At 58.3% G+C, this 26,119-nt stretch carries 23 protein-coding genes and 2 tRNA genes; 9 read left to right on the top strand and 16 right to left on the bottom strand.

Annotation, left to right across the window (positions count from 1 at the left end; translation table 11 throughout):
* Positions 1-297 precede the first annotated feature (297 nt).
* From C8C92_RS06905 to acs, 3 genes are all read right to left on the bottom strand, one after another.
* Entirely contained in the window at positions 298-1,608 is a 1,311-nt protein-coding gene (locus C8C92_RS06905; RefSeq protein WP_116743343.1) for an integrase arm-type DNA-binding domain-containing protein, read from the bottom strand.
* A gap of 242 nt (positions 1,609-1,850) precedes the next feature.
* Positions 1,851-1,941, bottom strand: a tRNA-Ser gene (locus C8C92_RS06900).
* Positions 1,942-2,154: 213 nt separating this feature from the next.
* Positions 2,155-4,161, bottom strand: a complete 2,007-nt coding sequence (gene acs / locus C8C92_RS06895) for an acetate--CoA ligase (protein WP_116743342.1) — start codon at positions 4,159-4,161, stop codon at positions 2,155-2,157.
* Between the two features lie 294 nt (positions 4,162-4,455).
* Between acs and C8C92_RS06890 the strand changes: the two genes are divergently transcribed.
* The 4 genes from C8C92_RS06890 to C8C92_RS06875 all read left to right on the top strand — a co-directional run bounded on the left by C8C92_RS06890 (position 4,456) and on the right by C8C92_RS06875 (position 7,910).
* Complete coding sequence (locus C8C92_RS06890; RefSeq protein WP_071079162.1) at positions 4,456-5,070, top strand: YqhA family protein; 615 nt, start codon at positions 4,456-4,458, stop codon at positions 5,068-5,070.
* A gap of 167 nt (positions 5,071-5,237) precedes the next feature.
* Positions 5,238-6,779 (top strand): fumarate hydratase, encoded by a 1,542-nt coding sequence (locus C8C92_RS06885; RefSeq protein WP_116743341.1) that lies wholly within the window; start codon positions 5,238-5,240, stop codon positions 6,777-6,779.
* Positions 6,780-6,846: 67 nt separating this feature from the next.
* Positions 6,847-7,692 (top strand): glutamate racemase, encoded by an 846-nt coding sequence (gene murI, locus C8C92_RS06880; RefSeq protein ID WP_116743340.1) that lies wholly within the window; start codon positions 6,847-6,849, stop codon positions 7,690-7,692.
* 142 nt (positions 7,693-7,834) lie between these two features.
* Positions 7,835-7,910: transfer RNA gene (locus tag C8C92_RS06875), tRNA-His, on the top strand.
* Positions 7,911-8,163: 253 nt separating this feature from the next.
* Here C8C92_RS06875 and C8C92_RS06870 read toward each other — a convergent pair.
* Together C8C92_RS06870 and C8C92_RS06860 are read right to left on the bottom strand one after the other, a co-directional pair.
* Entirely contained in the window at positions 8,164-8,367 is a 204-nt protein-coding gene (locus C8C92_RS06870; RefSeq protein ID WP_116743339.1) for a DUF2158 domain-containing protein, read from the bottom strand.
* A 362-nt stretch (positions 8,368-8,729) separates the two neighbouring features.
* The gene (locus tag C8C92_RS06860) at positions 8,730-9,701 is read right to left on the bottom strand and encodes a DUF2971 domain-containing protein (protein WP_243420132.1); all 972 of its coding nucleotides are present in this window, start codon (positions 9,699-9,701) and stop codon (positions 8,730-8,732) included.
* 652 nt (positions 9,702-10,353) lie between these two features.
* On the opposite strand from C8C92_RS06860, the gene C8C92_RS06855 reads away from it, so the two are divergent.
* Positions 10,354-10,653 carry a type II toxin-antitoxin system RelE/ParE family toxin gene (locus tag C8C92_RS06855; protein WP_116745866.1) on the top strand — a complete coding sequence of 100 codons (300 nt, stop codon included), beginning with the start codon at positions 10,354-10,356 and terminating at the stop codon, positions 10,651-10,653.
* Positions 10,653-10,949: an addiction module antidote protein gene (locus tag C8C92_RS06850; RefSeq protein WP_116743337.1), complete on the top strand. Its 297-nt coding sequence runs from the start codon at positions 10,653-10,655 to the stop codon at positions 10,947-10,949. Before C8C92_RS06855 ends, C8C92_RS06850 begins: the two co-directional genes overlap by 1 nt.
* 28 nt (positions 10,950-10,977) lie before the next feature.
* Here the strand turns inward: C8C92_RS06850 and C8C92_RS06845 are convergent, their stop codons facing one another.
* Complete coding sequence (locus C8C92_RS06845) at positions 10,978-11,424, bottom strand: response regulator (RefSeq protein ID WP_165829301.1); 447 nt, start codon at positions 11,422-11,424, stop codon at positions 10,978-10,980.
* A 428-nt stretch (positions 11,425-11,852) separates the two neighbouring features.
* Between C8C92_RS06845 and C8C92_RS28040 the strand changes: the two genes are divergently transcribed.
* From C8C92_RS28040 to C8C92_RS06830, 3 genes are all read left to right on the top strand, one after another.
* Positions 11,853-12,122: a hypothetical protein gene (locus C8C92_RS28040; protein ID WP_347708461.1), complete on the top strand. Its 270-nt coding sequence runs from the start codon at positions 11,853-11,855 to the stop codon at positions 12,120-12,122.
* Between the two features lie 330 nt (positions 12,123-12,452).
* Positions 12,453-13,112 carry an FxDxF family PEP-CTERM protein gene (locus tag C8C92_RS06835; RefSeq protein WP_116745865.1) on the top strand — a complete coding sequence of 220 codons (660 nt, stop codon included), beginning with the start codon at positions 12,453-12,455 and terminating at the stop codon, positions 13,110-13,112.
* 255 nt (positions 13,113-13,367) lie between these two features.
* Positions 13,368-13,817, top strand: coding sequence for a hypothetical protein (locus C8C92_RS06830; protein ID WP_116743335.1), 450 nt, complete (start codon positions 13,368-13,370; stop codon positions 13,815-13,817).
* A gap of 327 nt (positions 13,818-14,144) precedes the next feature.
* Here C8C92_RS06830 and C8C92_RS06825 read toward each other — a convergent pair whose 3' ends face one another.
* From C8C92_RS06825 to infB, 10 genes are all read right to left on the bottom strand, one after another.
* Positions 14,145-14,528, bottom strand: a complete 384-nt coding sequence (locus C8C92_RS06825; protein ID WP_099760438.1) for a hypothetical protein — start codon at positions 14,526-14,528, stop codon at positions 14,145-14,147.
* A 143-nt stretch (positions 14,529-14,671) separates the two neighbouring features.
* A complete protein-coding gene (locus C8C92_RS06820; protein ID WP_116743334.1) occupies positions 14,672-15,244 on the bottom strand; it encodes a hypothetical protein in 573 nt (190 codons plus the stop codon).
* Between the two features lie 168 nt (positions 15,245-15,412).
* The gene (locus tag C8C92_RS06815; protein ID WP_071079328.1) at positions 15,413-15,760 is read right to left on the bottom strand and encodes an energy transducer TonB; all 348 of its coding nucleotides are present in this window, start codon (positions 15,758-15,760) and stop codon (positions 15,413-15,415) included.
* Between the two features lie 60 nt (positions 15,761-15,820).
* Positions 15,821-17,575: a methyl-accepting chemotaxis protein gene (locus tag C8C92_RS06810; protein ID WP_243420131.1), complete on the bottom strand. Its 1,755-nt coding sequence runs from the start codon at positions 17,573-17,575 to the stop codon at positions 15,821-15,823.
* Positions 17,576-18,094: 519 nt separating this feature from the next.
* On the bottom strand, positions 18,095-18,559 hold the full coding sequence (locus C8C92_RS06805; RefSeq protein ID WP_099760441.1) for a hypothetical protein: 465 nt from the start codon (positions 18,557-18,559) through the stop codon (positions 18,095-18,097).
* Positions 18,559-19,554, bottom strand: coding sequence for a tRNA dihydrouridine(20/20a) synthase DusA (gene dusA / locus C8C92_RS06800; RefSeq protein ID WP_277922161.1), 996 nt, complete (start codon positions 19,552-19,554; stop codon positions 18,559-18,561). Before dusA ends, C8C92_RS06805 begins: the two co-directional genes overlap by 1 nt.
* Before the next feature lie 123 nt (positions 19,555-19,677).
* Positions 19,678-21,510 carry a translational GTPase TypA gene (gene typA / locus C8C92_RS06795; protein WP_116743332.1) on the bottom strand — a complete coding sequence of 611 codons (1,833 nt, stop codon included), beginning with the start codon at positions 21,508-21,510 and terminating at the stop codon, positions 19,678-19,680.
* Between the two features lie 273 nt (positions 21,511-21,783).
* The gene (truB, locus tag C8C92_RS06790) at positions 21,784-22,719 is read right to left on the bottom strand and encodes a tRNA pseudouridine(55) synthase TruB (protein WP_116743331.1); all 936 of its coding nucleotides are present in this window, start codon (positions 22,717-22,719) and stop codon (positions 21,784-21,786) included.
* Between the two features lie 2 nt (positions 22,720-22,721).
* Positions 22,722-23,144, bottom strand: a complete 423-nt coding sequence (gene rbfA, locus C8C92_RS06785; protein ID WP_034782531.1) for a 30S ribosome-binding factor RbfA — start codon at positions 23,142-23,144, stop codon at positions 22,722-22,724.
* A 114-nt stretch (positions 23,145-23,258) separates the two neighbouring features.
* Positions 23,259-26,117 (bottom strand): translation initiation factor IF-2, encoded by a 2,859-nt coding sequence (gene infB / locus C8C92_RS06780; protein ID WP_116743330.1) that lies wholly within the window; start codon positions 26,115-26,117, stop codon positions 23,259-23,261.
* Between the last annotated feature and the right edge of the window lie 2 nt (positions 26,118-26,119).

Raw genomic sequence — 26,119 nt, 5'->3', positions numbered from 1 at the left:
ACGACCGCAACGCCTATGCCGCTAAGCACAGGGACATGCTCGATGCATGCCCTCGTGGGAGCGATTCCCACATAAGAGAACTTCATTCTATGCCTGATATCTACGTTTGCAAGCGGTTCGTTTCGTCAAGTGCGCTTTTCGTAGTACGCAGATTTGCGACCGGCGCGGACTGGGCTGGTGTTACTGGCATTGACCGGTAGCGTTGCAGCCCGGACAAAGGCTCAAATTGCTAGTTTATGCAATTTTTCCTTGGGGGCAGCTTGCCTGATAAGCGTATCCGTGAGGCGCAGTACATACTTAGACATGGTGCCCTCCTGTTCCGCCATCCCGGCTGAATTCACCGCTGACCAGCGTTAATCTGGGCGCCTGCGGCGGCGCGCCCTTGCCGCTGACGGCATCGATATAGTCGGCCCAATCCTGCATCATCCGGCGCCGTTCCGCCAGGAACTGGGCGCGGTCATAGGCGCTGGCTACCTTGTCCTTCGGCGCATGTGCAAGTTGCCGGTCCACGACTTCATGCCGGTAGCCCAGGCGCTCCTTGATAGTGCTCATGGCCAGCGCCCGGAAGCCGTGGCCGGTCATCTTGCCCTTGTATCCCATGCGTCCAAGCGCCACCAGTATCGTGTTATTGCTGATCGGCTTTTCGTGGTCGCGCTGATTCGGGAACAGGTACTTGCTGCGACCCGTGATCGCGTGCAGTTCGCGCAGCAGCTCCAGCGCCTGGCGCGACAGGCATACGTGATGGTTGGTCATATCCGGATTGACTGTCAGCTTGCCGCGCTTCATGCGCTGCCATGGAATGATCCACTCGCCGCGTTCCAGGTCGAGTTCACTCCAGGGCGTCTCGATCAACTCGCTGGTGCGTACAAAGCACAGCAGCATCAGACGCAGCGCAATGCGCGTCGGCGCGAACATGCGTGCTTCGTTGCGGTCCAGAATGGCCAGAAACTTCGGCAGTTCATCGGTTTCAATGGCGGCGAAGTGTCCGGCACGGACGGTCTTCAACACATCCTTCATATCGGTGACCAGATTGCGCTCTGTGAATCCGCATTGAATCGCGTAGCTGAAAATTGAAGCACATACCGCCTTCTGCCGATGGGCGATTTCGCTTGCGCCGCGCTCCTCGATCTTGCGCAGCGCAGCGATTACATCGAGGTGCTTGAGTTCATCGATGGGCCTGCGGCCAATGGCCGGGAAGATATCTGCCTCCAGCCGTTGGAGGACGTTCTTGGCGGTGCGCTCGCTCCAGGTTGGCACCTTGTTGGCGTGCCACTCGCGGGCGATCTTTTCAAATGTGTTGGCGGCGCGCTCTTTCAACAGCCGCTTGGCATCATCGCGGTGCTTTCCGGGATCGATCCCTTGCAGCATCAGGCGGCGGGTCTCCAGGCGCTTTTCGCGAGCATGCTGCAGCGTGATTTCCGGATATGGGCCGAAGGTCAGCAAGTTGTCCTTGCCGTTGGCCTGTCGGAACTTGAAGCGCCAGATGCGCGAACCGCTTGGCGTCACCTCGATATACAAGCCGTCGCCATCAAACAGTTTGTACAACTTCTCGCGTGGCTTGGCGTTCTTGATACGAGCGTCAGTCAGCGGAGCAATGATCTTTGGCATGATGCACCTCCACGTCAACGTGTTGAAAGAACACTATAGACAAGATGGCGCAAATTAAAAGAGTAGACGATCAAACGTATGGTGCCGATCCCGCATCACCTACCCTAAAAAAAGCGCGATGCATTGAAATGGGCTGACACGACCTGAGACGCCGAAAAACGAAAAAACCGCTTAGAATCAAGGCTCTAAGCGGTTTTTGAGGGACTTCCTGAGACGTCCTGATCTTACTTAATTACTATCCGTGGCGGAGAGAGGGGGATTCGAACCCCCGATAGAGTATTACCCTATACACGCTTTCCAGGCGTGCGCCTTCAGCCGCTCAGCCATCTCTCCTGAAGGCAATGCGCGCGTCTTGCTTGCTCACATTGTGTACTGCATATCGCTTGTCGCGAAGCCGCAGATTATAGCAAAGATTCTACAGACTGCCAAAGTTATTTACCCTGGGGTAAAAGTTTGAAACACCCAGCCCAGTAACTGCTGGGGTCAGACCCGGCGGGGGCCTGTGCCCCAGTGGGGCGCAGGCCGATCCCGAAGGGACTGACCTTCTTAAGACGTTTCCTTCAACTGATCCAGAATCGCCGGGTTTTCCAGGGTCGAGACGTCTTGCGTGATCGTCTCGCCCTTGGCCAGCACGCGCAGCAGGCGGCGCATGATTTTGCCGGAGCGGGTTTTTGGCAGGTTGTCGCCGAAACGGATTTCCTTCGGTTTCGCGATCGGGCCGATTTCCTTGCCGACCCAGTTGCGCAGCTCCAGCGCCAGTCGTTTCGCTTCCTCGCCTGTCGGACGCGCTTGCTTGAGCACCACGAAGGCGCAGATCGATTCGCCTGTCGTGTCGTCCGGACGGCCCACCACGGCCGCTTCGGCCACCAGCGGGTTGGCTACCAGGGCCGATTCGATTTCCATCGTGCCCATGCGGTGGCCCGACACGTTCAAGACGTCATCGATGCGGCCTGTGATGGTGAAGTAGCCCGTTTCCTTGTTGCGGATGGCGCCGTCGCCTGCCAGGTACATCTTGCCGCCCAGTTCTTCCGGGAAGTAGCTGGACTTGAAACGCTCGGGGTTGTTCCAGATCGTGCGGATCATCGATGGCCATGGACGCTTCACCACCAGGATGCCGCCCTGGCCGTTCGGCACGTCCTGGCCCGCTTCGTCGACGATGGCAGCCATGATGCCCGGCAATGGCAGGGTGCAGGAACCGGGGACCATCGGCGTGGCGCCCGGCAACGGGGTGATCATGTGACCGCCCGTTTCCGTTTGCCAGAAGGTATCGACAATCGGGCATTTCTCGCCGCCGATGTGCTTGTAGTACCACATCCACGCTTCCGGATTGATCGGCTCGCCAACCGTGCCCAGCAAACGCAGGCTCGTCAGGTCGTAGTTGCTTGGATGGACTTTCGGGTCCACGTCGGCTGCCTTGATCAGCGAACGGATGGCCGTTGGCGCCGTGTAGAAGATGCTGACGTTGTGCTTCTTGATGGTTTCCCAGAAACGGCCCGCGTTCGGGTAGGTCGGGATGCCTTCGAACACCACTTGCGTGGCGCCCACGGCCATCGGGCCATACGCGATGTAGCTGTGGCCCGTCACCCAGCCGATGTCGGCCGTGCACCAGAACACGTCGTCCGGCTTGATGTCGAAACTCCACTTCATCGTCAGCGCGGCCCACAGCAGGTAGCCGCCGCTCGAATGCTGCACACCCTTCGGCGTGCCCGTCGAACCGGAGGTGTACAAGATAAACAGTGGATGCTCGGCATCGACCCATTCCGGTTCGCATTGCGCGCTCTGGCCTTCGACCAGGTCGTGCAGCCAGGTGTCGCGGCCGGCCACCATCGGCAGGTCGCTGCCCGTGCGTTTATACACGATGACGTTTTTCACGCATTCGCAGCCGCCCAGCGCCAGCGCTTCGTCGACGATGGATTTCAATGGCAGCTTCTTGCCGCCGCGCAATTGCTCGTCGCCCGTGATGACGGCCACGGCGCCCGCGTCGATGATGCGTTCCTGCAGCGATTTCGCCGAGAAGCCGCCGAACACGACGGAGTGCGTGGCGCCGATACGCGCGCAGGCTTGCATGGCAGCAACGCCTTCGACGGACATCGACATATAGATGATCACGCGGTCGCCCTTGGCGATGCCCTTGGCTTTCAGGCCGTTGGCGAACTTGCAGACTTTTTCGTGCAGCTCGGTATACGTTGCCTTGGTGACGGTGCCGTCATCGGCTTCGAAGATGATGGCCGTCTTGTCGCCCAGGCCATTTTCGATGTTACGGTCCAGGCAGTTATAGGACACGTTCAACAGGCCGTCTTCGAACCACTTGTAGAACGGCGCGTTGTCTTCGTTCAGGGTGCGGGTAAACGGTTTTTTCCAGCTCAGGTTTTCGCGCGCCAGCTTGGCCCAGAAGCCTTCGTAGTCGCGTTCGGCGTCGGCCACCATGGCGCGGTAGGCGTCCATGCCGGAAATCGTTGCCTGTGCGGCAAATGCTGCCGACGGTTGAAATACGCGCGACTCTTCCGGTCCCTGCTGCTCAGTGCCCTGCCCTTGGTTCTCTATAGCGGCCATGCTAGTCTCCAGTGTAGTAATTGTTTTTTAACACAATATTCCTGCTGTCTTACGGACGCCTTACATGCAACGTTTTCCTCGATCCATTCTAACCATAATCGCCACTGCCGACGGGCGTCAAGCGTACGCCGCCCAGCATTCTGGATGGAAAAACTGATATCAAGTCAATTAGCTGGCGTCGCTTTGTGTTTCATCAAGGCCAAGAATCCAAATCGAGGGCATGCGCAGTGATCAGCAGCGAGTGTAAAATGTCGGGCATACCAAAAATTGGTATTTACCCCCAGGAAACTCCAGATGATCGACCACTCACAAAAGCCCTCCCATAGCAAACTGCATCCCCTGTCCGCCTTCATCTTCATGTCGCGCTGGCTGCAGCTGCCGCTGTACCTGGGCCTAATCCTCGCGCAATGCGTGTACGTATTTCACTTCTGGGTGGAACTGTCGGACCTGATCGGCGCCGTGTTCGGCAATGACGCGGCCCTGCAGCACGTCTTGACGGCCGTGGCCGTACCGGGCAGCGCCCTGCCGACCAAGCTCAATGAAGCGACCATCATGCTGGTGGTACTGGGCTTGATCGATGTGGTCATGATCTCGAATCTGTTGATCATGGTCATCATCGGCGGCTATGAAACGTTTGTCTCGCGCATGCACCTGGACGACCATCCGGACCAGCCGGAATGGCTGTCGCATGTGAATGCGTCCGTGCTGAAAACGAAACTGGCGATGGCCATCATCGGCATCTCGTCCATCCACCTGCTGAAGACCTTCATCAACGCCAACTCGTACAAGATCGAAGTGATCATCGCGCAAACGGTGATACATATGGTCTTCATCCTGTCGGCGATGGCGATTGCGTACACGGACCGCATTATGACGGTGACGCAGAACCAGGCCAGGGCACCCCACTAAGGAGCATCCATAAAAAAGTCCATGGCGTTGTTGCCTTGCCTAGTCGTACATTCGTACTGCCTTCGGCAAGGCGCCTAGCCCTGAACATTTTTCTGGCGCTCCTATATTGATTAGCAAACAGCAAACAGCATCAAAGTCTTACCCTTCTTATCCACCGCGAGAACACCATGACTGTCATAAAGCAAGAAGACCTGATCGAATCCGTCGCCGCAGCGTTGCAGTACATTAGCTACTACCACCCTGCTGATTACATCGAGCACCTGGCGCGCGCCTACGCGGCCGAGCAAAGCCCGGCGGCAAAAGATGCGATCGCGCAAATCCTGACCAACTCGCGCATGTGCGCGGAAGGCAAGCGTCCGATTTGCCAGGACACGGGTATCGTCAACGTCTTCCTTAAAATCGGCATGGGCGTGCGCTTCGAAGGCTTCTCCGGCACGGTTACCGACGCCGTCAACGAAGGCGTGCGCCGCGCGTACAACTTCGACGACAACAAGCTGCGCGCCTCCATCGTGGCCGACCCGCATTTCGACCGCAAGAACACCAAGGACAACACGCCAGCCGTGGTGCACATGGAACTGGTCGAAGGCAATACCGTCGACGTGAAAGTCGCTGCCAAGGGCGGCGGTTCGGAAAACAAATCCAAGATGATCATGATGAATCCGTCCGACTCGCTGGTGGACTGGGTCATGAAGACGGTGCCAACGATGGGCGCCGGCTGGTGCCCGCCTGGCATGCTGGGCATCGGCATCGGCGGCACGGCTGAGAAAGCCATGTTGATGGCAAAAGAAGTGTTGATGGAAGACATCGACATGTTTGAGCTGAAGCAACGCGGCCCACAAAACAAGCTGGAAGAACTGCGTATCGAACTGTGCGACAAGATCAACTCGCTGGGCATCGGCGCGCAAGGCCTGGGCGGCCTGACGACCGTACTCGACGTGAAAATCATGATGCACCCGACGCACGCCGCGTCGAAGCCGGTCGCCATGATCCCGAACTGCGCCGCCACGCGCCACGGTCACTTCGTGCTGGACGGCTCCGGCCCCGCCTACATGACGCCGCCGTCGCTGTCGTCATGGCCGGAAGTGCACTGGACGCCGGACACGGAAAAATCCAAACGCGTCGACTTGAACACCCTGACGAAAGAAGAAGTCGCTTCTTGGACGCCGGGCCAGACCTTGCTGTTGAACGGCAAGATGCTGACGGGCCGCGACGCTGCGCACAAGCGCATCCAGGACATGCTGGCCCGTGGCGAAGAGTTGCCGGTCGACTTCAAGAACCGCGTCATTTACTACGTGGGTCCGGTCGACCCGGTACGCGACGAAGCCGTCGGCCCGGCCGGTCCGACGACCGCCACGCGCATGGACAAGTTCACCGACATGATGCTGGAAAAAACCGGCCTGATCGCCATGATCGGCAAGGCCGAGCGTGGCCCCGTCGCCATCGAATCGATCCAGCGCCACCAGTCGGCTTACCTGATGGCCGTGGGCGGCGCCGCCTACCTGGTGTCGAAAGCAATCAAGCACGCCAAGGTGCTGGGCTTTGCCGACATGGGCATGGAAGCGATCTACGAATTTGACGTGGTCGACATGCCGGTGACGGTGGCCGTGGATGCGAAAGGCACTTCGGTGCACAACACGGGCCCGAAAGAATGGCAGGCGAAGATCGAGCAACTCAATAGCGTCAGCAAGATTCCCGTGACGGTCGCTTAAACAAGCTCTACCATAGACGCCGCGCGGCAACATCAGCGCGGCGTTTTTTTATCTTCAACGGTTCCCTATGACTTTTACTGCAAGCATTGCCCGCCCGGACGCGCCCATCGGCATTTTTGATTCCGGCGTGGGCGGCCTGTCGGTGCTGCGCCATATCCGCGCGCAGCTGCCGCAGGAAGATTTGATGTACTTTGCCGATTCCGCCTATGCGCCGTATGGCGACAAGACGGAACAGCAAGTGGTCGACCGTTCGCTGGCCATCACCGCCTTCTTATTGCAGCAAGGCGCGAAAGCACTGGTGGTGGCGTGCAACACGGCCACCATCGCCGCCATCAGGGCGCTGCGCGCGCGCTACCCCGACCTGCCCATCGTCGGCGTTGAACCGGGCCTGAAACCGGCGGCGTCCATCAGCCGCAACGGCAAGATCGCCGTGCTGGCCACGGAACGCGCCTTGCGCGGCGACAAGCTGCTGGCCCTGCGCGAACAGGTGAGCGCCGCCACGGGCGCCACGTTCATCTTGCAGCCCTGCATCGGCCTGGCCGACCGCATCGAGCAGTGCGAGCTGGGCAATGACCCGCAGGACGCCACCAGCGCCATGCTGGAACGCTACATCGCTCCCATGCTGGCGCAAGGCGTCGACACCCTGGTGCTCGGCTGCACGCACTACCCCTTCGTGCAAGACGCCATCGTCCGCACGGTGCGCGCGCATACGCAGGAACAGATCACCCTGGTGGACACAGGCGACGCCGTGGCGCGCCAGCTGGCCCGCTTGCTCGACGCGGCAAGCCTGCGCCGCATCGACAACGAGGCGCCACGGCTGCAGGGCTACACGACGGCCAAGGTCGAAGCATTGGCGAAAGCCTTCGCCGGCTTGCTGGACTTGCAGCCGCCCGTCACACATCTGTCCGTGTGAGAGGTGTGAGCAAAAGCGAGCGTTTTCATGCAATCTTCCGATTCTTTAAAAAAGACTGCATTTAGATTTGCCACTTCGCCGAGTTCTTTGTATAATTCGGCACCTGTTCAGCAAAACAGCTAAACAGGTAAGTAAGACAGTGGTGGCTGTAGCTCAGTTGGTAGAGTCCAGGATTGTGATTCCTGTTGTCGTGGGTTCGAGCCCCATCAGCCACCCCACAGAATGCGTAGGAAAATCAAAGGGTTACATGCTTCGGCTTGTAACCCTTTTTTGTATTTTCCAACGAATTTCTCAGCTTTCCAACGCGTCCACCCACGTCATTAGCTCAGCGGAAAGCTGGCATAACTGAGCGCAAGTTCGCCGGTGCGTAGCATCCGATCAGCTGACTTTCTGGAAACGTTCCTGAGTGCATAAGCTTGTCCAAATAAAAAAACCGCCCGAAGGCGGCAGTGTGGGACTGAATCTGTAGTGTCAAGCGAAACGTATCGTAGGTGGGACATATTCCTTGAGTATGGCGGCGTCAAAAATAGAATCACACTTGATATTCTTGTCGTCAAACCAAACACATTTCACACCATCCACAGCGACTGGACTATAGTCGCCAACATCAGCAACCGACATCTTCGGACCACCGCTAACCAACTGAACAACCATACCCTTAGTAAAACCAGTCATATTGCACTCCCGTTATTTATTGGTGAAAATACATTATAGACCTAGCTTACCTCTAAAAAACTTTGTGCAGACGTCTGCAAACCATTGCACAAGGAATGCCATACGCCTGTGGTTGATGTGGGCGCAGCTGGGCACTATCATTAACAAATAAAAAAGCCCACCGAAGTGGGCAAGCATAAGGAAACAATCCCCCCCGCTGTGAAGCGGATCGAGACAGATCACCTCTTTCGCTGCTGAGAAATCATCTCGCAGAATGCAAAAAAGCCCGTATATGCGGGCTTTAGGCGTTAGTGCTGCGAGATTGACCGAAACATACATGAGCTGTAACACCGCTGTAAACTGATATTGGCTGACAAACATCCTTACTTGCCGCGGTACGGGGTGGATGAGGCCTTAACCTTACCAGCAACATCAAACAGAGACAGCGATGAAAACATCCTACTGACAGAGGTTACAGCAAGGCTGTTTGAGATGGAGGGACCAAGAATAATTGAGTGAAGGGCATCTCTAAATGAAAAAGGCTTACCCGAAATACGCTCTAAAGCACTCGTCTTAAACTTCATTTTCGGCTGCACTCCACCTTCAACTATGGCATAGCTCAGCATATCAACAAACTTTTTATTAACGTCTCGGTCCTTGAGGTAAACCAGTCGCCATTCCCGTTCTTCCTTGAAGCCATCATGCTTCGAGAATAGCGCAAAGATTACAAGCCGCTCCAGCAAATTGGAAACCACCTGCGGAAAGGATGCTTCTGGTAAAGCTTTATCGTTTGCCAACAAATCGGCAAACGCATCCAACTTCTTCTTGATCCAGTCCACGCGCTGGGCGCCACTAGCATAAAATACTTTTGAGAGAATAAATGGAGAGTCCTTAATTGTTGGCACCTGAGCAAGATCAATTACTAATGCCACACCATTACCATTTACCCCATATCCCCGCCACATTGACAAACTGCCGTCAGAGTCTTTATCGACACAGTGTTCTGCAAACGACAACAAGTAGGTATCGAAGGCATTTTCATTGCTGATGAGATCCAAACGTTCCTCAAATGCCAGCCGAAGAACCTCGTACCTTACATCATTTCCACATGCATCTCTAATTCCCTGGTGCAGACGAAATTCGTGAGCTCCAATATTGACTCCGAACCTCAACTCTTCAATGTCATTCATAAATAAGGGATTTGACAACCAAAGTTCATCATTCCGAACAATAGATTCCATGGTAGGAATGCTTGTGTAATGGGCTAGATAGCCTGGGCGGCTATAGCTGTCTTGCACCTGCGCATCCTCCCACAGAGGTAGAAACATTTCATGCAAAATTTGCGGATCGCGCATATATTCTTTCGATGTAAAAAACGTCAATTTATTAAAATAAAATATTTCGCGTCCAGCCGATAGTAAAACAAAATATCGAAGGAAATCGACCTAAGACACCCGCATCTATACTAATAGATCAGACCGCAAAACTAGAAATTTACCAGCCCATGGCGAATAAACTCTCCTCCAGGCATCCAGCTGTAAGTTGTTCGAGCGCTCTAACATGGCCGTTTATCTTATTCGATGCCCGCAGGTAAGTCATGTGGCTTGCGCCGAATGACTTGGCCAGGTCACGCACCGTGATGTCCAGTCGCTTACAATTGGCGAACAACCGTCCCAGCACGCAGTCAACTGCATTGGGGTTTAGTCCAGGGTACATTGGCCGGAAACAGTCTGCTAGACCCTTGATGGCATCAATGCGCTCGCATGAAAAAGCAAAGCGGCGTTTGCCCAGTTCTAAGCCACCCCACAGTATTAGCGGTAAATAAAAGGGTTACATGCTTCGGCCTGTAACCTTTTTTCATTCCAGCACACATGCATGAGGCAACATCAGCCCTCTTCTCCCGCAGCATGTCAGGCGAGTGCATCAGAAAAAATCCAACCTGTGCGCGGCAGTCAAACTTGATGCATACGCTTGATTTATCGTATCCCAAAGAATACACTTGTATGCGTGAAAAGCATCCACACCACCACCACGTTCGATGACTGGTTCAGCCAGCTGAAGGATCGAAAAGCTTTTTTCCGCATCCAGGCCCGCATTGATCGCGCCGAAGATGGCAACTTTGGCGATTGCAAGCCTGTCGGTGGCGGCGTTTCGGAAATGCGGATTGATTGTGGTCCCGGTTACCGCGTTTATTTCACCCAGCGAGGCATGGAAATAATTATCCTGCTCGCTGGCGGCGACAAATCAACACAAGCGAAAGATATCAAAACGGCGCAGCGGCTCGCGCAAACACTCCAGGAGGTCTGATGGTACAAAAACTCAACAAGTGGGATAGCGCACAGCACCTCAAGACCGAAGAGGATATCGTCGCCTACTTTGAAGCTTGCCTGGAGGAAGCCGGCGACGACGCATCGTTCATCGCCAAAGCGCTCGGCAACATTGCCAAGGCGCGCGGCATGACGCAACTTGCCAAAGATACGGGACTGGGACGGGAAAGCTTGTACAAGGCCTTGTCCGGCGAAGGCAATCCCAGCTTCGACACCATTTTGAAGGTGACGCATGCACTCGGCTTGCAGTTTCGCGCCGCAGCGCTGAACACCTGACTACTCATCAGGTGTGGCAGTGGAAAGACTAGCCCGTCAGCACCGACTGCACCGTCGTCGCCAGGTCTTCCAGGCGCACGGGTTTGACGAGGAAGTGGCGGAAGCCCACGGCCAGCGCGTCGTCCATGTACATGGGCAGGCTGTGGCCGGTGACGGCGATCAGCACGGCGTTGGCCGTCTCGGGATTGTGGCGCAGGCGGCGGCCGATTTCGATGCCGCTGATGCCGGGCATTTCGATGTCGAGGTAGACGGCGTCGGGCACGCACAGCTTGACTTGCTCGACGGCCATCTGCCAGTTGCGCACCACCACCGCGTGGTGGCCCAGCGCTTCGAGCAGCATGGCCAGCGATTCGCCCACTTCCTGGTTGTCGTCGACCACCAGCAGATTGAGTTTGCGCGCAGCACTTGCCGGCTGGTCGCCCTGGCGGCGTTCCGAGGAGGAACTGCCTGGTGTCGTTTCAGTTGTCTGGCTCATTGTACCTTCACGTCTGACGGCTGCAAAAACGGCAGTATACAAGAAGCGCGCGCAATGCCGTCGCACCCCAGCAATGCTGCCAAGCAGCAATCCAGGCGCCCCGCTGTACCGCGCCAGCAACACTTCCCCACCCCGCGCGGAGAAAGCCAGCCCTACGCAGTTTGCGCAATTGACGGATAAAATGAGAATCATTATCATTCTTATCCCCTTGCGCCGGATGTCCACGCCACGCTGTTGTCGCGCCGCCTGCTTGCCCGCGCCATTTCGACCAATCCGGCCCGCTGGCCGGCGTGAACGCCTACGCCACCTACACTTACACCAAGGCCACCTTGCAGGATGGCGTGAACGCGGGCAATGACGTGCCCTTCTATTCGCGCACCACGGATACCGTCGGCGCCCACTAGCAGCTGGGTGCCTGGGGCTTCGATTTGTCGAGCAGCCACCAGAGCCGCCAGTTCGCCGACGAGGCCAACACCGTGGCGGAAAACCCGGCCGGCAACCTTGGCGTCATCCCAGGCTTTCGCACCTGGAACACGCAAGTGAAATGGAAAGTGCCGGGCCAGAAGGGCCTGGAGCTGGTCGCCGGCGTCAACAACCTCGCCGACAAGCGCTACTTCACACGCACTTCGGACGGCAACCTGGGCAAGCTGGTGGGCGCACCGCGCATGGTCTATCTGCAGGGCCGCCTGGCGTTCTGAGCGCTGCATGCGGCAGTGCCTATCGAATCGATATGCCGCCGCTACCGCACATACCCTCCAAAAAACCTGCCTCGTTGTTGTTGCGATGCAGGTTTTTTTACGCCCTGATGTTACAAAAATACTGCCATGCAAGAAGGTTCATAGTCGCGCTCGCCTTACATCACGGCAGTAATTGCTTCGCCATGGAAATTAATTGCATTACAGACACAAATAATTTCACAATTGCAAATATTTTTAGTCGGACCTGGTGTTTGGTGTGAGTTTTGGTGATATCATTTAAATGTCATTTCAGAAATCAAATTATCCTATAATTAACTAAATTGGAACACCATGACAATGCCAGCCACCCTCCTGAAGATTGCCGCATTGGCCACCCTGGCCACCGCTGGCACAGCCAACGCCGCGACCGAACTGGTGGTCAATGGCAGTTTTGAAAACAATGTCATCTCCTCATCCTTCGCTACGCTCAGCAGCGTGACAGGCTGGACCTCGTCAGCCAGTGGCAACTCGGCCTTTGAAATCCAGAAAGGCGCCACGCAAGGCGGCCTGGTCGGCTTCAACCCCGTCGCCGCCGCCGGCAAGCAATACCTGGAACTCAACGCCGCGCGCCAGACGTCCGTATCGCAATCGATCGCCACCACGGCTGGCGGCACGTATTCGCTGTCGTTTGCCTATTCGGGCCGCCCGGATACGCCAGGCGGCGCGAGCAGCCTGATGAATGTCTACTGGGGTTCCACCCTGCTCACGCCAACGGCCCTGATCGGCAACACGGGCGGCGTGTGGCAAACCTACAGCCAGAACGTGTCCGCGCTCGGCTCGTCCACCCTGCTGCGCTTCGAATCGATCGGCCCGGTCTCCGCACCGACCTATGGCTCCTACCTGGACAATGTCTCGGTGATGACTGCCGTGCCGGAACCGGAAAGCTATGCCATGATGCTGCTGGGCCTGGGCTTGCTGGGTTTCATGGCACGCCGCAAGACTGCCGCCTGAATCCAGGGTCGTTGCGCAACAGCCGCTCCGCCACTCGGCCGGGCGGCTTTTTCATGGGCAAACGGGTGCATTACCTCAGGAAATGTTGCAAGGAAGAATTAAATTGGCGCTACAATAGCGGGGCATCAAGCAATGCCAAGCATCGCACCGCCAGGGCCCCTACCCCGCCCTGATTATCAGCACGCATTTTTTGAACAGGATGACTGGCGCTGCCGGGCCCGATTGCGCTCCCGGTACGGCCACCACACACGCACCATGTCTGCAGAGAAACCTATTACCGAAACCAGCTCCTACGGCAAGGATACGCCCGTGGGACGTCCCGACATCGATGGCCGCGCCGGCATTTTCGTGCCCACCGCGGAATTTGACCTCGACAACACCACCACCATCCGCAAGGGCGCAGGCATCGTCGGCTTCGGCAACCTCGATGGCACCCTGACCGTGTATTTCGAAGCGAACCGCTTCGACGAAAGCAATCTGCACAAGTGGGAACACAAGGCGCGCAAGGCGTATGACCGCATGGTCATGGGCGCGCCCACCGTGTCGAAGGCGAAGATCGATGCGCGCATGCTGGAACAGGTCGGCATCATCGATGGCATGGGCATCAATCTCAAGCATCCGGAACGCCTGACGCACTGGCTGGCGATCTCGAACGTGCCGGAGACGGCGCCGGAAGAGCCCGTGGTGCGCTGGAAAAACCGATAAGTAATCCTCAGGCGGGAGAGCGAGGCGGGGCCTCACGCACGAGGTCTTGTCCTACAAGGTGGCGGACATTCATCCGATGCCCAAAGGCATCAACTCATCCTATGATGAAAGCCTGACCACACATTCCCCACCACTCAGGAGTACGACATGTCCCGCCTCATCCCGATCAGCTTTGGCGCCTTGCAAATAGGTCTGGCAGCGGCGGCGATGTATATCCTGTGCTCGGCGGACATACTGCACCAGGGTTCGGTTTATTTCCACTAGTAAAATGACAAAGCCGGGCAAGCAACGCTTGTCCGGCTTTGTCCTGCATGCAAGCACAACAGATTAGCGGCGACCGTGGTAGCGGCCATGCCCGCCCCAGCCGCCACGGTGTCCACCGTGGCGTCCAAAACCAAACATGAAGTCCAGCCCGATCGATACGGGTGGATTGTAATAATACGGTTGTGGCGCGTACACGGGCGCCGGCACATACACAGGTTGCTGCACGTACACAGGTTGCTGCTGCACGTAGACGGGCTCATTCGTGTATTCCACGCGCGGTGCGCTCATCACGCGGCCGGACTGCACCGGCTCGGACGAGACCGTATGCCATTCATAGGGATTGTAGGCCCCCTGCGGCGCACGCGAACCGTAATACGCGGGACCGGGGGGCGCCACGGCGCAGCCACCCAAGGCGGCCAGCGAGATTACTGCCAACAGGGTTTTCATCGCAATTCTCCTAATGTGTACTACCAGTACTATAAGAAATTACGCCGGGCTTTGCTGCGCTTTTACCGATTGTTACACGCCGACGCACGCCGCAACATGCAATGTGGCAAAGCGGACACAAGCGGGCCAGGCGCCAGGTTTCCTCAAATAAACGGAATCGCGCAGGTGTCGATGGCCTTGCCAGCGGCATCGTAGCGCTGCACGCACACCTGGTAGCGCACGCCGTAATCGAGTTCGACTTGCTCGACCTTGCCATACTTCAATTTCCAGCTGGGCTGCACGCACTGCTTGCCCGCCAGCGCGGCCACATCCTGCGGAATCGCCATCGCCGTTTGCGTCTCGCCCTGGCGCGCATCCTGGCGCCGCGCCACGTCGATCGATACGCTCACGGCCAGGTCGACCCCGCCATCCACATAGGCCAGCGTGGGCGCGCCGCGCTGCGCCCGCATCACGCCCCAGGCGCAAGGCTTGCCGTCCGCATCGCATTGCTTCAATTGCGCCAGCGGGAAATACTCAGGGGCAATCTTGCCATTCTTGATGGGCCAGCTGGTGCGCACGCCATCGCGCTTGCCCGTCAGGGGATTGTCCCAGCTCAGGCTATTCACGACGGCCACGGTCTGCCCCGCCTGCAAGCCCGCAGGCGTGCCCAGCGATGCGCAAGCGGAAAGCAGCAAGCCGCTGGCGGCCAGGGAGGAAAGTGTCAGGATGCGCTGCATGGTAAGCCTCTTGTGATGGGATGTCCCGAAGGTATGTTTCGAGGGTAACAGAATCGGCAGCGACGGTGCCGTTGGCTGGCGCACATAACAGAACGGGCGGCGCCGTTGCAGGCGCCGCCCGTAGCGGAGTCGGCCATGCCGGGAGACGCGCTCCCGGCGACAGGTGGATCAGTCCAGCTTCCAGGCGTAATCGACCTTGGTCCAGGTTTGCGCTGCGGCGCCATCCTTGGTGCCCGGCTTGAACTTGCATGCGGTCAGGGCCTTGATGGCGGCCTTGTCCAGATTCTTGAAGCCGCTGCTCTTGTCGAGTTTCGAATCGGCAACGCTGCCATCGGCATTGACCAGGAAGGACATCGACACGGTGCCCTGCTCTTCGTTCATCAGCGAGGCTTTTGGATAGTCGGCCTTGCAGTTCTTGGCATCGAACGACGCCGGCACCTCGGCCGCGAAGGCGGCGGAAGAAACGGACACCAGCAAGGCTGCTGCAACACTCATCAAACGCTTATTCTCAAACATGTGCTTCCCCATGATTATCAGATACGGTAATTACAACTTCCTGAGCGCTGTTGGTCGCGCTTAAAACTCTTCCCACTCGTCATTGCTGCCGGCGCCTGCCGCCTTGCGTGGCGCAGGAGCCGCTGCGGGAGCGGCCGCTTCCGTCTTGCGGGTCAGCGACTTCACCGGACGCAATGCCGGCGCCGGCTTGCGCGCGGCCACTGGTGCGGCGGCCACGGGTGCCGGCACATACGCTGCCGGCTTCTCTTCGCCTTCGACCAGTTTGAAGATGCTGACCACATGGGCCAGTTCGGCCGCCTGGTCTTGCAAGCTTTGCGCCGCAGCGGCCGCCTGTTCCACCAGGGCCGCATTTTGCTGCGTCATGCCATCCATCTCGATGATCGACAGGCTGACCTGTTCGATGCCGGCGCTTTGCTCCTGGCTGGCACTGGCGATCTCGCTCATGATGTCGGTAACGCGGCGCACGCTGTCGACCACTTCGCCCATCGTCACGCCAGCCTGACCGACCAGGCGCGTGCCGCGTTCCGTCTTCTCGGCCGAATCGTCGATGAGGATCTTGATTTCTTTCGCAGCGCCAGCGGAGCGCTGGGCCAGGTTGCGCACTTCCGAGGCCACCACGGCAAAGCCGCGGCCTTGCTCGCCGGCACGCGCCGCTTCCACGGCCGCGTTCAGCGCCAGGATGTTGGTCTGGAAGGCGATGCCATCGATGACGCCGATGATGTCGACAATTTTCTTCGCCGATTCATTGATCGAGCTCATGGTGTCAACCACTTGCGACACCACGGAGCCGCCCTTCAGGGCCACGTCCGAGGCGGTGGCGGCCAGCTTGTTGGCTTCACGCGCATTGTCCGCATTCTGTTTCACGGTCGAGGTCAGCTCTTCCATGGCCGATGCCGTTTTTTCCAGCGCGCTGGCCTGCATTTCCGTGCGCGACGACAGGTCGATATTGCCGGCGGCGATCTCGCGCGACGCCGTGCCGATGGTTTCCGTGCCGACGCGTACCTGGCCGACGATGCCGACCAGGCTGTTGCGCATCTCTTTCATTTCCGCCAGCAGGCTGGAATTGTCCGAGCTTTGCGTATGGATGCCGATCGACAGGTCGCCCTTGGCGATGCTGCCGGCAATCGAGGCCGTGTAGTCGGGTTCGCCGCCGAGCTGCTTGAGCAGGCCGCGGGTAATCACCAGTGCCGCCGCCACGCCCATCGCCACGGCCAGTACGCCGAGGATGATCATGAACAGGCGCGCGCTGTCAAACGCCTTGCGGGCATCCGATTGCATCTGCTCGTTCAACTTGTCTTCCAGGGTAGCCAGTTGCTCCAGCGCATCGATCCATTTTTTCTGTACCGGGCGGATCTCCTTGATCATCACACGCGTGGCGCCTTCCGCATCGTTGGCCATCCACAGTGCCGACGCCTTGGCGATGGCCGGCATGGCTGCCGCCTCGTATTCCTTGATCGAAGCGAGCAAGGTTTTTTCTTCGGCAGTCGACTCGATGGCGAATTTCTCTTCGAGCTTTTTCTGCGTTTCCTGATAGGTGCTGGTCTGCGTCTTGATACGCGCCATTTCCGGCTCCATATCGCTCGCGTCGGTCATCAGGGTAAGGATGCGCAGCGAGGTGATGCGGTCGCTGACGTTGCCACGCATGTCGATCACCAGGCGGGTGACGACATTGTTGACATTGATCACGTGATCGAGACGTTCCTGGATTTGCGCCATGCGCGCGATGCCGAGGACGGTCACGGCCACCAGCAGAACCAGTACCAGGGCGAATCCCAGGCCCAGGCGGGTACCAACCTTCATTTTTGCTAAATTCATTTCGGCTCTTCGTAAATGAAACTATTGATAAGAATTTTTGCCCGGCACGACAAGACGAAGGCCGCGAGACACCGGTATCCGCCCTTACCCATTGGTATGCTGGCGGTATCCGGCCGCACGCAGCCTGGGGTACTTCCTGGTCTACAACAGCCCTGAAAATGCCAGTGACTGCGAATGCAAATTTGTTCCACAGGCTGAATTGTTGACACCGTTAATATGAAATCAACATCAAAAATTCACATGAGAAATATTTGTCTATAATCAATTATAGGTGTAAATTTTGCCTCAAAGCAAGCAATAAGTACCTGAATAAATGCCTGATTAACTTTCTTCGGGGAAATGGCAACAACGCCGTTTCTTGCCCCATAGAAATGCCCCACGACAGTGCGGGCGTGCGCCGAAACAGCGCATTTACAACACATGGCGTAGCCATATTGCATCGTTTTTGGAGAGGTACTCAGAGGAGGGGGTAGTGCGGACAATACCAGTGCGCAAGGGCACCGGTATAGACAAGTTGGATTAGCGGTCCCAGCTGCAACGCATCACATAGGCGTGACACTCTGTGCCAAAGACAAAGACGCTCCAGATGGCGCCCAATTGACTGGCCAGGCTGCCCTGACCCGATGATACCAGTTGATACCAGTGCGGCTCGCTGCCCAGCAGTTCGGCCAGTTCGCGCTCGAAACCGTCGAACAGACGCGCGTCGAGCGGCTCGCGGTCCGCCTCGCTCATCGGCAACAAGCGATCGAGCAGCCACTGGCGCGGCGTGCACAAGGCCCCGCTACATACCATGCTCTCGATCGGCTGCAGGCGCATGCCGTCCGGCTGCAGCTTCAGCGTGCGGCACAGCGCGTCGAGCGACGCCTGCGGCGCGACGGGCCCCAGATACTCGCACAGAAACAGGCTGCCATCATCCTTCAATGCTGTGACGGCCTGCAGGTAGCCATGCAACTGCTGTGCATGGGCGTGGACGTCGCCGCGCATCAGGCAGGCAGCGACAGGCGCGCGGCCGCTTCCAGCAGCAAACGCGGGTCGCCCGAGGCCAGCTTCTTCGAGTCGGACAGGGTCTGGCGGAAACCGCGCGCGCCGGGCAGGTTTTGCATCAGGCCCAGCATGTGGCGCGTGATGCTGTTGAGCTTCAGCCGCCCCGCTTCCTTTTCCAGCTGCGCACTGATATACGGAATCATCGCTTCGAGCACCTGTTCGCGCGTTTTCACGGGCGTGTCGTCGCCGTAGTAGCGCTGGTCGAACTGCGCCATCACGTACGGGTTGTGATACGCCTCGCGGCCCAGCATGACGCCATCGAGGTGCTGCAGATGCAGGTCGATCTCGTCCAGGGTCTTGATGCCGCCATTGATAATGAACTCGAACTGCGGAAAATCGCGCTTCAAGCGGTAGGCATAGTCATACTTGAGGGGCGGCACTTCGCGGTTTTCCTTCGGGCTCAAGCCTTTCAGGATGGCATTGCGCGCATGCACGATAAACGTCTTGCAGCCGGCATCGGCCACGGTGCCGACGAAATCGCGCACGAAGTCATACGACTCGCTGTCATCGATGCCGATGCGGTGCTTCACCGTGACGTCGATATCGACCACGTCGCGCATGGCTTTCACGCAGTCGGCCACCAGTTGCGGCTCGGCCATCAGGCAGGCGCCAAACGCGCCTTTCTGAACGCGCTCGGACGGGCAGCCGCAATTGAGGTTGATTTCGTCATAGCCCCACTGCTGGCCCAGCCTGGCGCTGGTGGCCAGATCCTTCGGGTCGCTGCCCCCCAGCTGCAGCGCCACCGGGTGCTCTTCCTCGTTGAAGCGCAAATGGCGTTCCACGTCGCCGTACACCAGCGCGCCCGTCGTCACCATCTCGGTGTAGAGCCAGGTGTGGCGCGTGATTTCGCGGTGGAACTTGCGGCAATGGCGGTCGCTCCAGTCCATCATGGGGGCAACGGACAGGCGGCGGGAAGGCAGGGTTGGGACAGTCACAATACGCTCGCTACAAAAAAGGGAATCCAGAACGGCAAACCCGCTGTGTCGCATCACCGCAAGGTTATGCAAGCACAGCGGGTCTGGTTGGCGCGGCGACGCAGCGCCGCACCACTACAACAATTACGCGTCGCGGCCGGCGCGCTTACGCTCGTTTTCTTTCAGGAAGCGCTTGCGCAGACGGATCGATTTAGGCGTGATTTCCACCAGTTCGTCGTCGGCGATGAATTCCACCGCGTATTCCAGCGACATTTGCACTGGTGGTACCAGGCGAACTGCTTCATCGGTACCCGACGAACGCACGTTGGTCAGCTGCTTGCCCTTGATCGGGTTGACGACCAGATCGTTGTCACGCGAGTGAATACCGATGATCATGCCTTCGTACACTGGATCGTTGTGGACCACGAACATGCGGCCGCGATCTTGCAGTTTCCACAGGGCGTAGGCAACAGCGGCGCCGTCATCTTGCGAGATCAGCACGCCGTTACGACGGCCAGCCATTTCGCCACGGGTGTTGTCGACTGGCGCGTATTCGTTGAATACGTGGCTCATCAAGCCGGTGCCGCGGGTCAGGGTCATGAATTCGCCCTGGAAGCCGATCAGGCCACGCGCCGGGATCAGATACTCGAGACGCACGCGGCCCTTGCCATCCGATTCCATGTTTTGCAGGTCGCCACGACGACGGCCCAGCTCTTCCATGACGCCGCCCTGGTTGACTTCTTCCACGTCGACCGACAGGTTTTCAAACGGCTCGTGGCGCACGCCATCGACCATTTTGTAGACCACGCGCGGACGCGATACGGCCAGCTCGAAGCCTTCGCGACGCATGTTTTCGAGCAGAATCGTCAGGTGCAATTCACCACGGCCCGATACTTCAAAGATCGTGTCGTCGTCGGTCGGCGCTACGCGCAGAGCAACGTTGGCTTTCAGTTCGCGGTCCAGACGGTCACGCAATTGACGCGAGGTCACGAACTTGCCTTCGCGGCCAGCCAGTGGCGAGTTGTTGACCATGAAGTTCATGGTCAGGGTTGGCTCGTCGACGGTCAGCATCGGCAGCGCTTCCGGGGTGTCCAGTGCGCACAGGGTCGAACCGATGCCGATTTCGTCGATACCGTTGATCAGGCAGATGTCGCCGGCAACGGCTTCGTCTACCAGCACGCGCTCCAGGCCCTTGAAGTTCAGCACCTGGTTGATGCGGCCTTTGATCGGCGTGGCGCCTGGACCGTTGATGACCAGCACGTCCTGGCCGACCTTGACGGTACCGCGGTTGACGCGGCCAATGCCGATCTTGCCGACGTACGACGAGTAGTCGAGCGAGGTGATTTGCATTTGCAGCGGGCCTTCCGGATTGTCATCACGGACAGGCACGTGTTGCAGGATCGCATCGAACATCGGCTTCATGTCGCCGCTGCGTACGTCTTCGGTCAGGCCGGCATAGCCGTTCAGGCCCGAAGCGTAAATGATAGGGAAATCCAGTTGCTCGTCGGTAGCGCCCAGTTTGTCGAACAGTTCGAACGTCTGGTTGATGGCCCAGTCCGGACGTGCGCCTGGACGGTCGATCTTGTTGACGATGACGATAGGCTTCAGACCCAGTGCCAGCGCTTTGCGCGTGACGAAACGGGTTTGCGGCATCGGGCCTTCTTGTGCATCGATCAGCAGCAGAACCGAGTCGACCATCGACAGAACACGTTCCACTTCGCCGCCGAAGTCGGCGTGGCCTGGGGTGTCGACGATGTTGATGTGGGTGCCTTCGTACTCAACAGCGCAGTTCTTCGACAGAATCGTAATGCCGCGCTCCTTTTCCAGGTCGTTCGAGTCCATGACTCGGGTGTCGACCGCTTGGTTTTCACGGAAGGTGCCGGATTGGCGCAGCAGCTGATCCACCAGCGTGGTTTTGCCGTGGTCAACGTGGGCGATAATGGCGATATTACGAATTGCGCGTTTTGTATTTGACATGGTCGTAGTAGTTACTGAAAAACTGCGGAGTGCGTACAAGGTGTACGAGATACCCGAATGCTAATCTATTTCCGGAACCGCGTAGTATAGCATGTTGCGTTGCAACGCTATCTAAAAATGCTGGCGGCTCCCGCAGTCGGGGACGATTTGTTTAAAAAAGCGACACTGTTTAACGAGTGTCGCTGGGTAATGTGACGTTAAGATGACTTATGGCCACCCTGAATAAAGCTGGGGTCGGACCCTGAGGGTCCGACCCCGGTATTTACTCTGGGCTTATTGATGCGCCGTGGCAATGAGACGCTCCGGCGCCAGGATGCTGTATTCCTGCAACTGGCCCGTGCCCAGCAGCTTGCTGTCGTGATACACGCGCACCCTGCCCGGTTCGGCTGGTACGGCGACCTCTTCCTTGCCCAGTGCGATGCGCTGGCCGTGCAGGAAACGCTTGGCCAATTCTTCGGTCAGCTGGACGGCGGGGAAACTCGACAATAATGCATCGACGGGCGCCAGCAAGCTCAGCGGCGCTGCATGCGCCGTCAGCTCGTCCAGGGTGACGACGCCGTCCAACGTCAGGCTGCCCACCTGCGTGCGGCGCAAGGCGTTCAGATGGCCGCCGCAACCGAGGGCATGGCCGATGTCTTCGCCCAGCACGCGGATATACGTGCCCTTGCTGCACATCACGGACAATTTCAGGAACGGGGCTGCGTAGCCGAGGAACTCGAGCTTGTGGATGGTCACCGGGCGCGCTTCGCGCTCCAGGGTGATGCCGGCCCTTGCATACTCATATAAGGGCTTGCCGTCCCTTTTCAAGGCCGAGTACATGGGCGGCGTCTGCAAAATCGGCCCGCGGAACTGCGCCAGCACGGCTTCGATCTGCTCTTCGGTGACGTTGACGTCGCGCGTTTCCAGCACTGCGCCCTCGGTATCGCCCGTATCCGTCGTCTGCCCCAGGTGCACCAGGGTTTCGTAGGTTTTATCGGCTTCCAGCAAGTCCTGCGAGAACTTCGTGGCCTCGCCAAAGCACAGCGGCAGCAAGCCCGTGGCGAACGGGTCCAGCGTGCCCGTATGGCCCGCTTTTTTGGCATTCAGCACGCGCTTGGCCTTGATCAGGGCATCGTTGCTGGACCAGCCCACGGGCTTATCGAGCAGCAAGACGCCGTCGACCAGGTCGCGCACCCGCTTGATGCCCGGTGGTTTCTTCGGACCTGCCACTGTTATTGCTCGTCCGCTTTGTCTGCAGGCTTTTCGTCCGGCTCGGCGTCGGCCGCGCGCGTGGCGTTGGCCTTATCGATCAGCAAGGACATTTCCATGCCGCGCGACGTCGAGCTGTCATGCACGAAATGCAGCATCGGCAGGGTATGGATGTGCAGGCGCTTGCCCAGCAAGCCACGGATGAAGCCCGACGCGGCCATCAAGCCTTCGGTGGTGTTCTTGATGGCTTCCTTGCTGTCTTTCAACATCGTGAAAAACACCTTGGCATGCGCGTAATCGGGCGTGATCTGCACTTCGGTGATGGTGATCATCGTGCCCACGCGCGGGTCTTTCAATTCGTAGGCGACGATTTCAGCCAGATCGCGCTGGATCTGGTCGGCCACGCGCAAGCCGCGCGCTGGCATGGTTTTGCTATGTTTAGCCATGATTTTATGCTGTCCTAAGTGCCGCAGGGCGCATGAGTCAAACGGTTGCCCGTTGACCAATGCGCCCCACGTGTTTGCGCGGACATCACTATGTCCGCGCCAATACTGCTGTGATTACAGGGTACGAGCGATTTCCTGGACTTCGAACACTTCCAGGGTGTCGCCAACCTGAATGTCGTTGTAGTTGCGCAGCGACAGGCCGCACTCCAGACCGGCGCGAACTTCTTTCGCATCGTCCTTGAAGCGTTTCAGGGAGTCGATCTCGCCGCTCCACACCACGATGTTGTTGCGCAACAGGCGGACGGAAGAAGCACGCTTGACCACGCCATCGGTGACCAGGCAACCGGCAATCGCGCCCACTTTCGAGACCAGGATAACCTGGCGGATCTCGACCTGGCCGATGACGGTTTCGCGTTTCTCTGGTGCCAACATGCCCGACAACGCCGAACGGATCTCGTCGATCGCATCGTAAATGATGTTGTAGTAGCGAATGTCCACGCCATTCGACTCGGCCAGCTTGCGTGCCTGGGCATCAGCACGGGCGTTAAAGCCGATGATGACCGCTTTCGAGGCGACGGCCAGGTTGACGTCCGATTCCGTGATGCCGCCGACTGCCGCGTGAACAACTTGTACGCGCACTTCGGAGGTCGACAGTTTCTGCAACGAACCAACCAGCGCTTCTTGCGAACCTTGCACGTCGGTTTTGATGATCAGTGGCAAGTTTTTCACTTCGCCTTCAGCCATCTGGTCGAACATGTTTTCCAGTTTCGCAGCTTGCTGCTTGGCCAGTTTCACGTCGCGGAACTTACCTTGACGGAACAGACCGATTTCACGCGCCTTGCGCTCGTCCGCCATGACGACGACTTCTTCACCGGCAACCGGCACTTCCGTCAAGCCCTGGATTTCGACCGGAATCGAAGGACCGGCTTCAGCGATGGACTTGCCGTTCTCATCCAGCATGGCGCGAACACGGCCATACGAAGAGCCAGCCAGAATCACGTCGCCGCGTTTCAAGGTACCGGACTGCACCAGGATCGTCGCAACAGGACCACGGCCCTTGTCCAGACGCGCCTCGACAACCAGGCCGCGCGCAGGCGCATCGACCGGTGCCGTCAGTTCCAGCACTTCGGCTTGCAACAGCACTTGTTCCAGCAGATCGTCGATACCCTGGCCCGTTTTGGCCGACACCGGCACGAATGGCGATTCGCCACCGTATTCTTCCGGCACGACTTGCTCGGCGACCAGTTCCTGCGTCACGCGGTCCACGTTGCCACCCGGTTTGTCGACTTTATTGATCGCCACCACCAGCGGTACGCCGGCTGCTTTCGCATGGGCAATCGCTTCTTTCGTTTGCGGCATCACGCCATCGTCGGCGGCAACCACCAGAATCACGATGTCGGTAGCCTTGGCGCCACGGGCACGCATGGCGGTAAACGCTTCGTGGCCCGGGGTGTCGAGGAAGGTGATCATGCCGCGTGGCGTATTGACGTGGTAAGCGCCGATATGCTGCGTAATGCCGCCCGCTTCGCCGGAGGCAACCTTGGCGCGACGGATGTAATCGAGCAGCGAGGTCTTGCCGTGGTCGACGTGACCCATGACGGTGACCACCGGTGCGCGCGGCTTCGACTCGAAGTGCGCGTGTTCGCCCACATCGGCCAGCAACGCTTCCGGATCATCCTGCTCGGCGGCGAACGCCTTGTGGCCCATTTCTTCCACCAGAATCATGGCGGTTTCCTGGTCCAGCACCTGGTTGATCGTGCACATCTGGCCCAATTTCATCAAATGCTTGATGACTTCGGATGCCTTGACGGACATTTTGTGTGCCAATTCGGCCACGGTAATCGTTTCCGGTACGTGCACGTCTTTGACGACGGCTTCCGTAGGCGCCTGGAAGTTCGATTCACGGTCGTCATGGTGCGTCGGGCGACGGCCCTTCGCGCCACCGCGCCAGCTGTCACGGCCGCCTGGGCCGCTATTGCCGCGTGGCTTCGGACCACCGGTGGTGCCGCGTTTTTTCGCGTCATCGGACCAGGTGGACGACACATTCGCCGACTTGATGGATTTCTTGTCTGCAACAGCAGGCTTCTTGTCGCCCGGCTTGTCGCCAGGTTTCTTGTCAGCAGGCTTGTGCAGGGTGCCTTCCGGCGCCTTCGGCTTGACCGGAACCGGTACGGGTTCAGGTGCCTTGATGGCGCGGCGTGGCGCGTTCATCATGGCCTTGATCTGGGCAACTTCGTCGGCAACAGCCTTGCGTGCACGGTCCGTGGCTTCCGCTTTGTCAGCGGCTTCCTTGGCGGCAACAGCAGCGGCGGCAGCTTTCTTCTTCGCTTCTTCAGCGGCAGCAGCTTTTTTCGCTTCGGCAGCGGCGTCGTCAACGACAGGCGCAGCGGCGCTGGCAACAGGCGCAGCAGCAGCCTTGGCAGCCGCTTTCTTCGCTTCCGCGTCAGCTTCTTTCTTCGCAGCCAATTCAGCCTGTTGCGTGGCTTTCGCCTGGGCTTCTTTTTCCGCGTCGAGCTTGGCCAGACGTTCTTGCTTTTCGCGCAGATCAGCTTCCTGGCGGGCGATCAGTTCAGCCTGTTTACGGGCATCTTCTTCACGGCGCGCCACGTCGGCGGGATCGATCACCGGTACGGCAGGCGCGATCGGTTCTGCTGCGACCGGCGCAGCTTCGTCACGCTGGACGAAAGTGCGTTTCTTGCGCACTTCCACCTGGATCGTGCGCGACTTGCCGGTGGCGTCAGCTTGCTTGATTTCAGTCGTTTCCTTGCGGGTCACGGTGATTTTTTTCTTTTCTGTGTCAGCCGCTGCGCCGTGTGTGCGGCGCAGATGATCCAAAAGCTTGTCCTTATCATCTTTCGACAATGGATCTGACGTCGAACTTTTCTCGACGCCGGCAGAACGCAGCTGCGTCAGCAGCAAATCTGCAGGCATCTTCAGTTCGGTGGCAAATTGGGCTACGTTGTTACTCGCCATTC

The sequence above is a fragment of the Janthinobacterium sp. 78 genome, assembly GCF_003096775.1.
Classification (GTDB): Bacteria; Pseudomonadota; Gammaproteobacteria; order Burkholderiales; family Burkholderiaceae_D; genus Janthinobacterium; species Janthinobacterium tructae.
This window is presented reverse-complemented; position numbering and strand designations above follow the sequence as displayed.

What these genes read in the sequence shown, in the direction of transcription:
- C8C92_RS06825 (WP_099760438.1), bottom strand. Translation starts at nt 14,528, where the DNA reads ATGAAAACCCTGTTGGCAGTAATCTCGCTGGCCGCCTTGGGTGGCTGC.
- C8C92_RS06820 (WP_116743334.1), bottom strand. Translation starts at nt 15,244, where the DNA reads ATGCAGCGCATCCTGACACTTTCCTCCCTGGCCGCCAGCGGCTTGCTG.
- C8C92_RS06810 (WP_243420131.1), bottom strand. Translation starts at nt 17,575, where the DNA reads ATGAATTTAGCAAAAATGAAGGTTGGTACCCGCCTGGGCCTGGGATTC.
- murI (WP_116743340.1), top strand. Translation starts at nt 6,847, where the DNA reads ATGACTTTTACTGCAAGCATTGCCCGCCCGGACGCGCCCATCGGCATT.
- C8C92_RS06890 (WP_071079162.1), top strand. Translation starts at nt 4,456, where the DNA reads ATGATCGACCACTCACAAAAGCCCTCCCATAGCAAACTGCATCCCCTG.
- C8C92_RS06870 (WP_116743339.1), bottom strand. Translation starts at nt 8,367, where the DNA reads ATGACTGGTTTTACTAAGGGTATGGTTGTTCAGTTGGTTAGCGGTGGT.
- C8C92_RS06905 (WP_116743343.1), bottom strand. Translation starts at nt 1,608, where the DNA reads ATGCCAAAGATCATTGCTCCGCTGACTGACGCTCGTATCAAGAACGCC.
- C8C92_RS06835 (WP_116745865.1), top strand. Translation starts at nt 12,453, where the DNA reads ATGACAATGCCAGCCACCCTCCTGAAGATTGCCGCATTGGCCACCCTG.
- C8C92_RS06885 (WP_116743341.1), top strand. Translation starts at nt 5,238, where the DNA reads ATGACTGTCATAAAGCAAGAAGACCTGATCGAATCCGTCGCCGCAGCG.
- C8C92_RS06845 (WP_165829301.1), bottom strand. Translation starts at nt 11,424, where the DNA reads ATGAGCCAGACAACTGAAACGACACCAGGCAGTTCCTCCTCGGAACGC.
- rbfA (WP_034782531.1), bottom strand. Translation starts at nt 23,144, where the DNA reads ATGGCTAAACATAGCAAAACCATGCCAGCGCGCGGCTTGCGCGTGGCC.
- C8C92_RS06850 (WP_116743337.1), top strand. Translation starts at nt 10,653, where the DNA reads ATGGTACAAAAACTCAACAAGTGGGATAGCGCACAGCACCTCAAGACC.
- typA (WP_116743332.1), bottom strand. Translation starts at nt 21,510, where the DNA reads ATGTCAAATACAAAACGCGCAATTCGTAATATCGCCATTATCGCCCAC.
- C8C92_RS06815 (WP_071079328.1), bottom strand. Translation starts at nt 15,760, where the DNA reads ATGTTTGAGAATAAGCGTTTGATGAGTGTTGCAGCAGCCTTGCTGGTG.
- acs (WP_116743342.1), bottom strand. Translation starts at nt 4,161, where the DNA reads ATGGCCGCTATAGAGAACCAAGGGCAGGGCACTGAGCAGCAGGGACCG.
- infB (WP_116743330.1), bottom strand. Translation starts at nt 26,117, where the DNA reads ATGGCGAGTAACAACGTAGCCCAATTTGCCACCGAACTGAAGATGCCT.
- C8C92_RS06860 (WP_243420132.1), bottom strand. Translation starts at nt 9,701, where the DNA reads ATGCGCGATCCGCAAATTTTGCATGAAATGTTTCTACCTCTGTGGGAG.
- C8C92_RS06805 (WP_099760441.1), bottom strand. Translation starts at nt 18,559, where the DNA reads ATGCGCGGCGACGTCCACGCCCATGCACAGCAGTTGCATGGCTACCTG.
- C8C92_RS06830 (WP_116743335.1), top strand. Translation starts at nt 13,368, where the DNA reads ATGTCTGCAGAGAAACCTATTACCGAAACCAGCTCCTACGGCAAGGAT.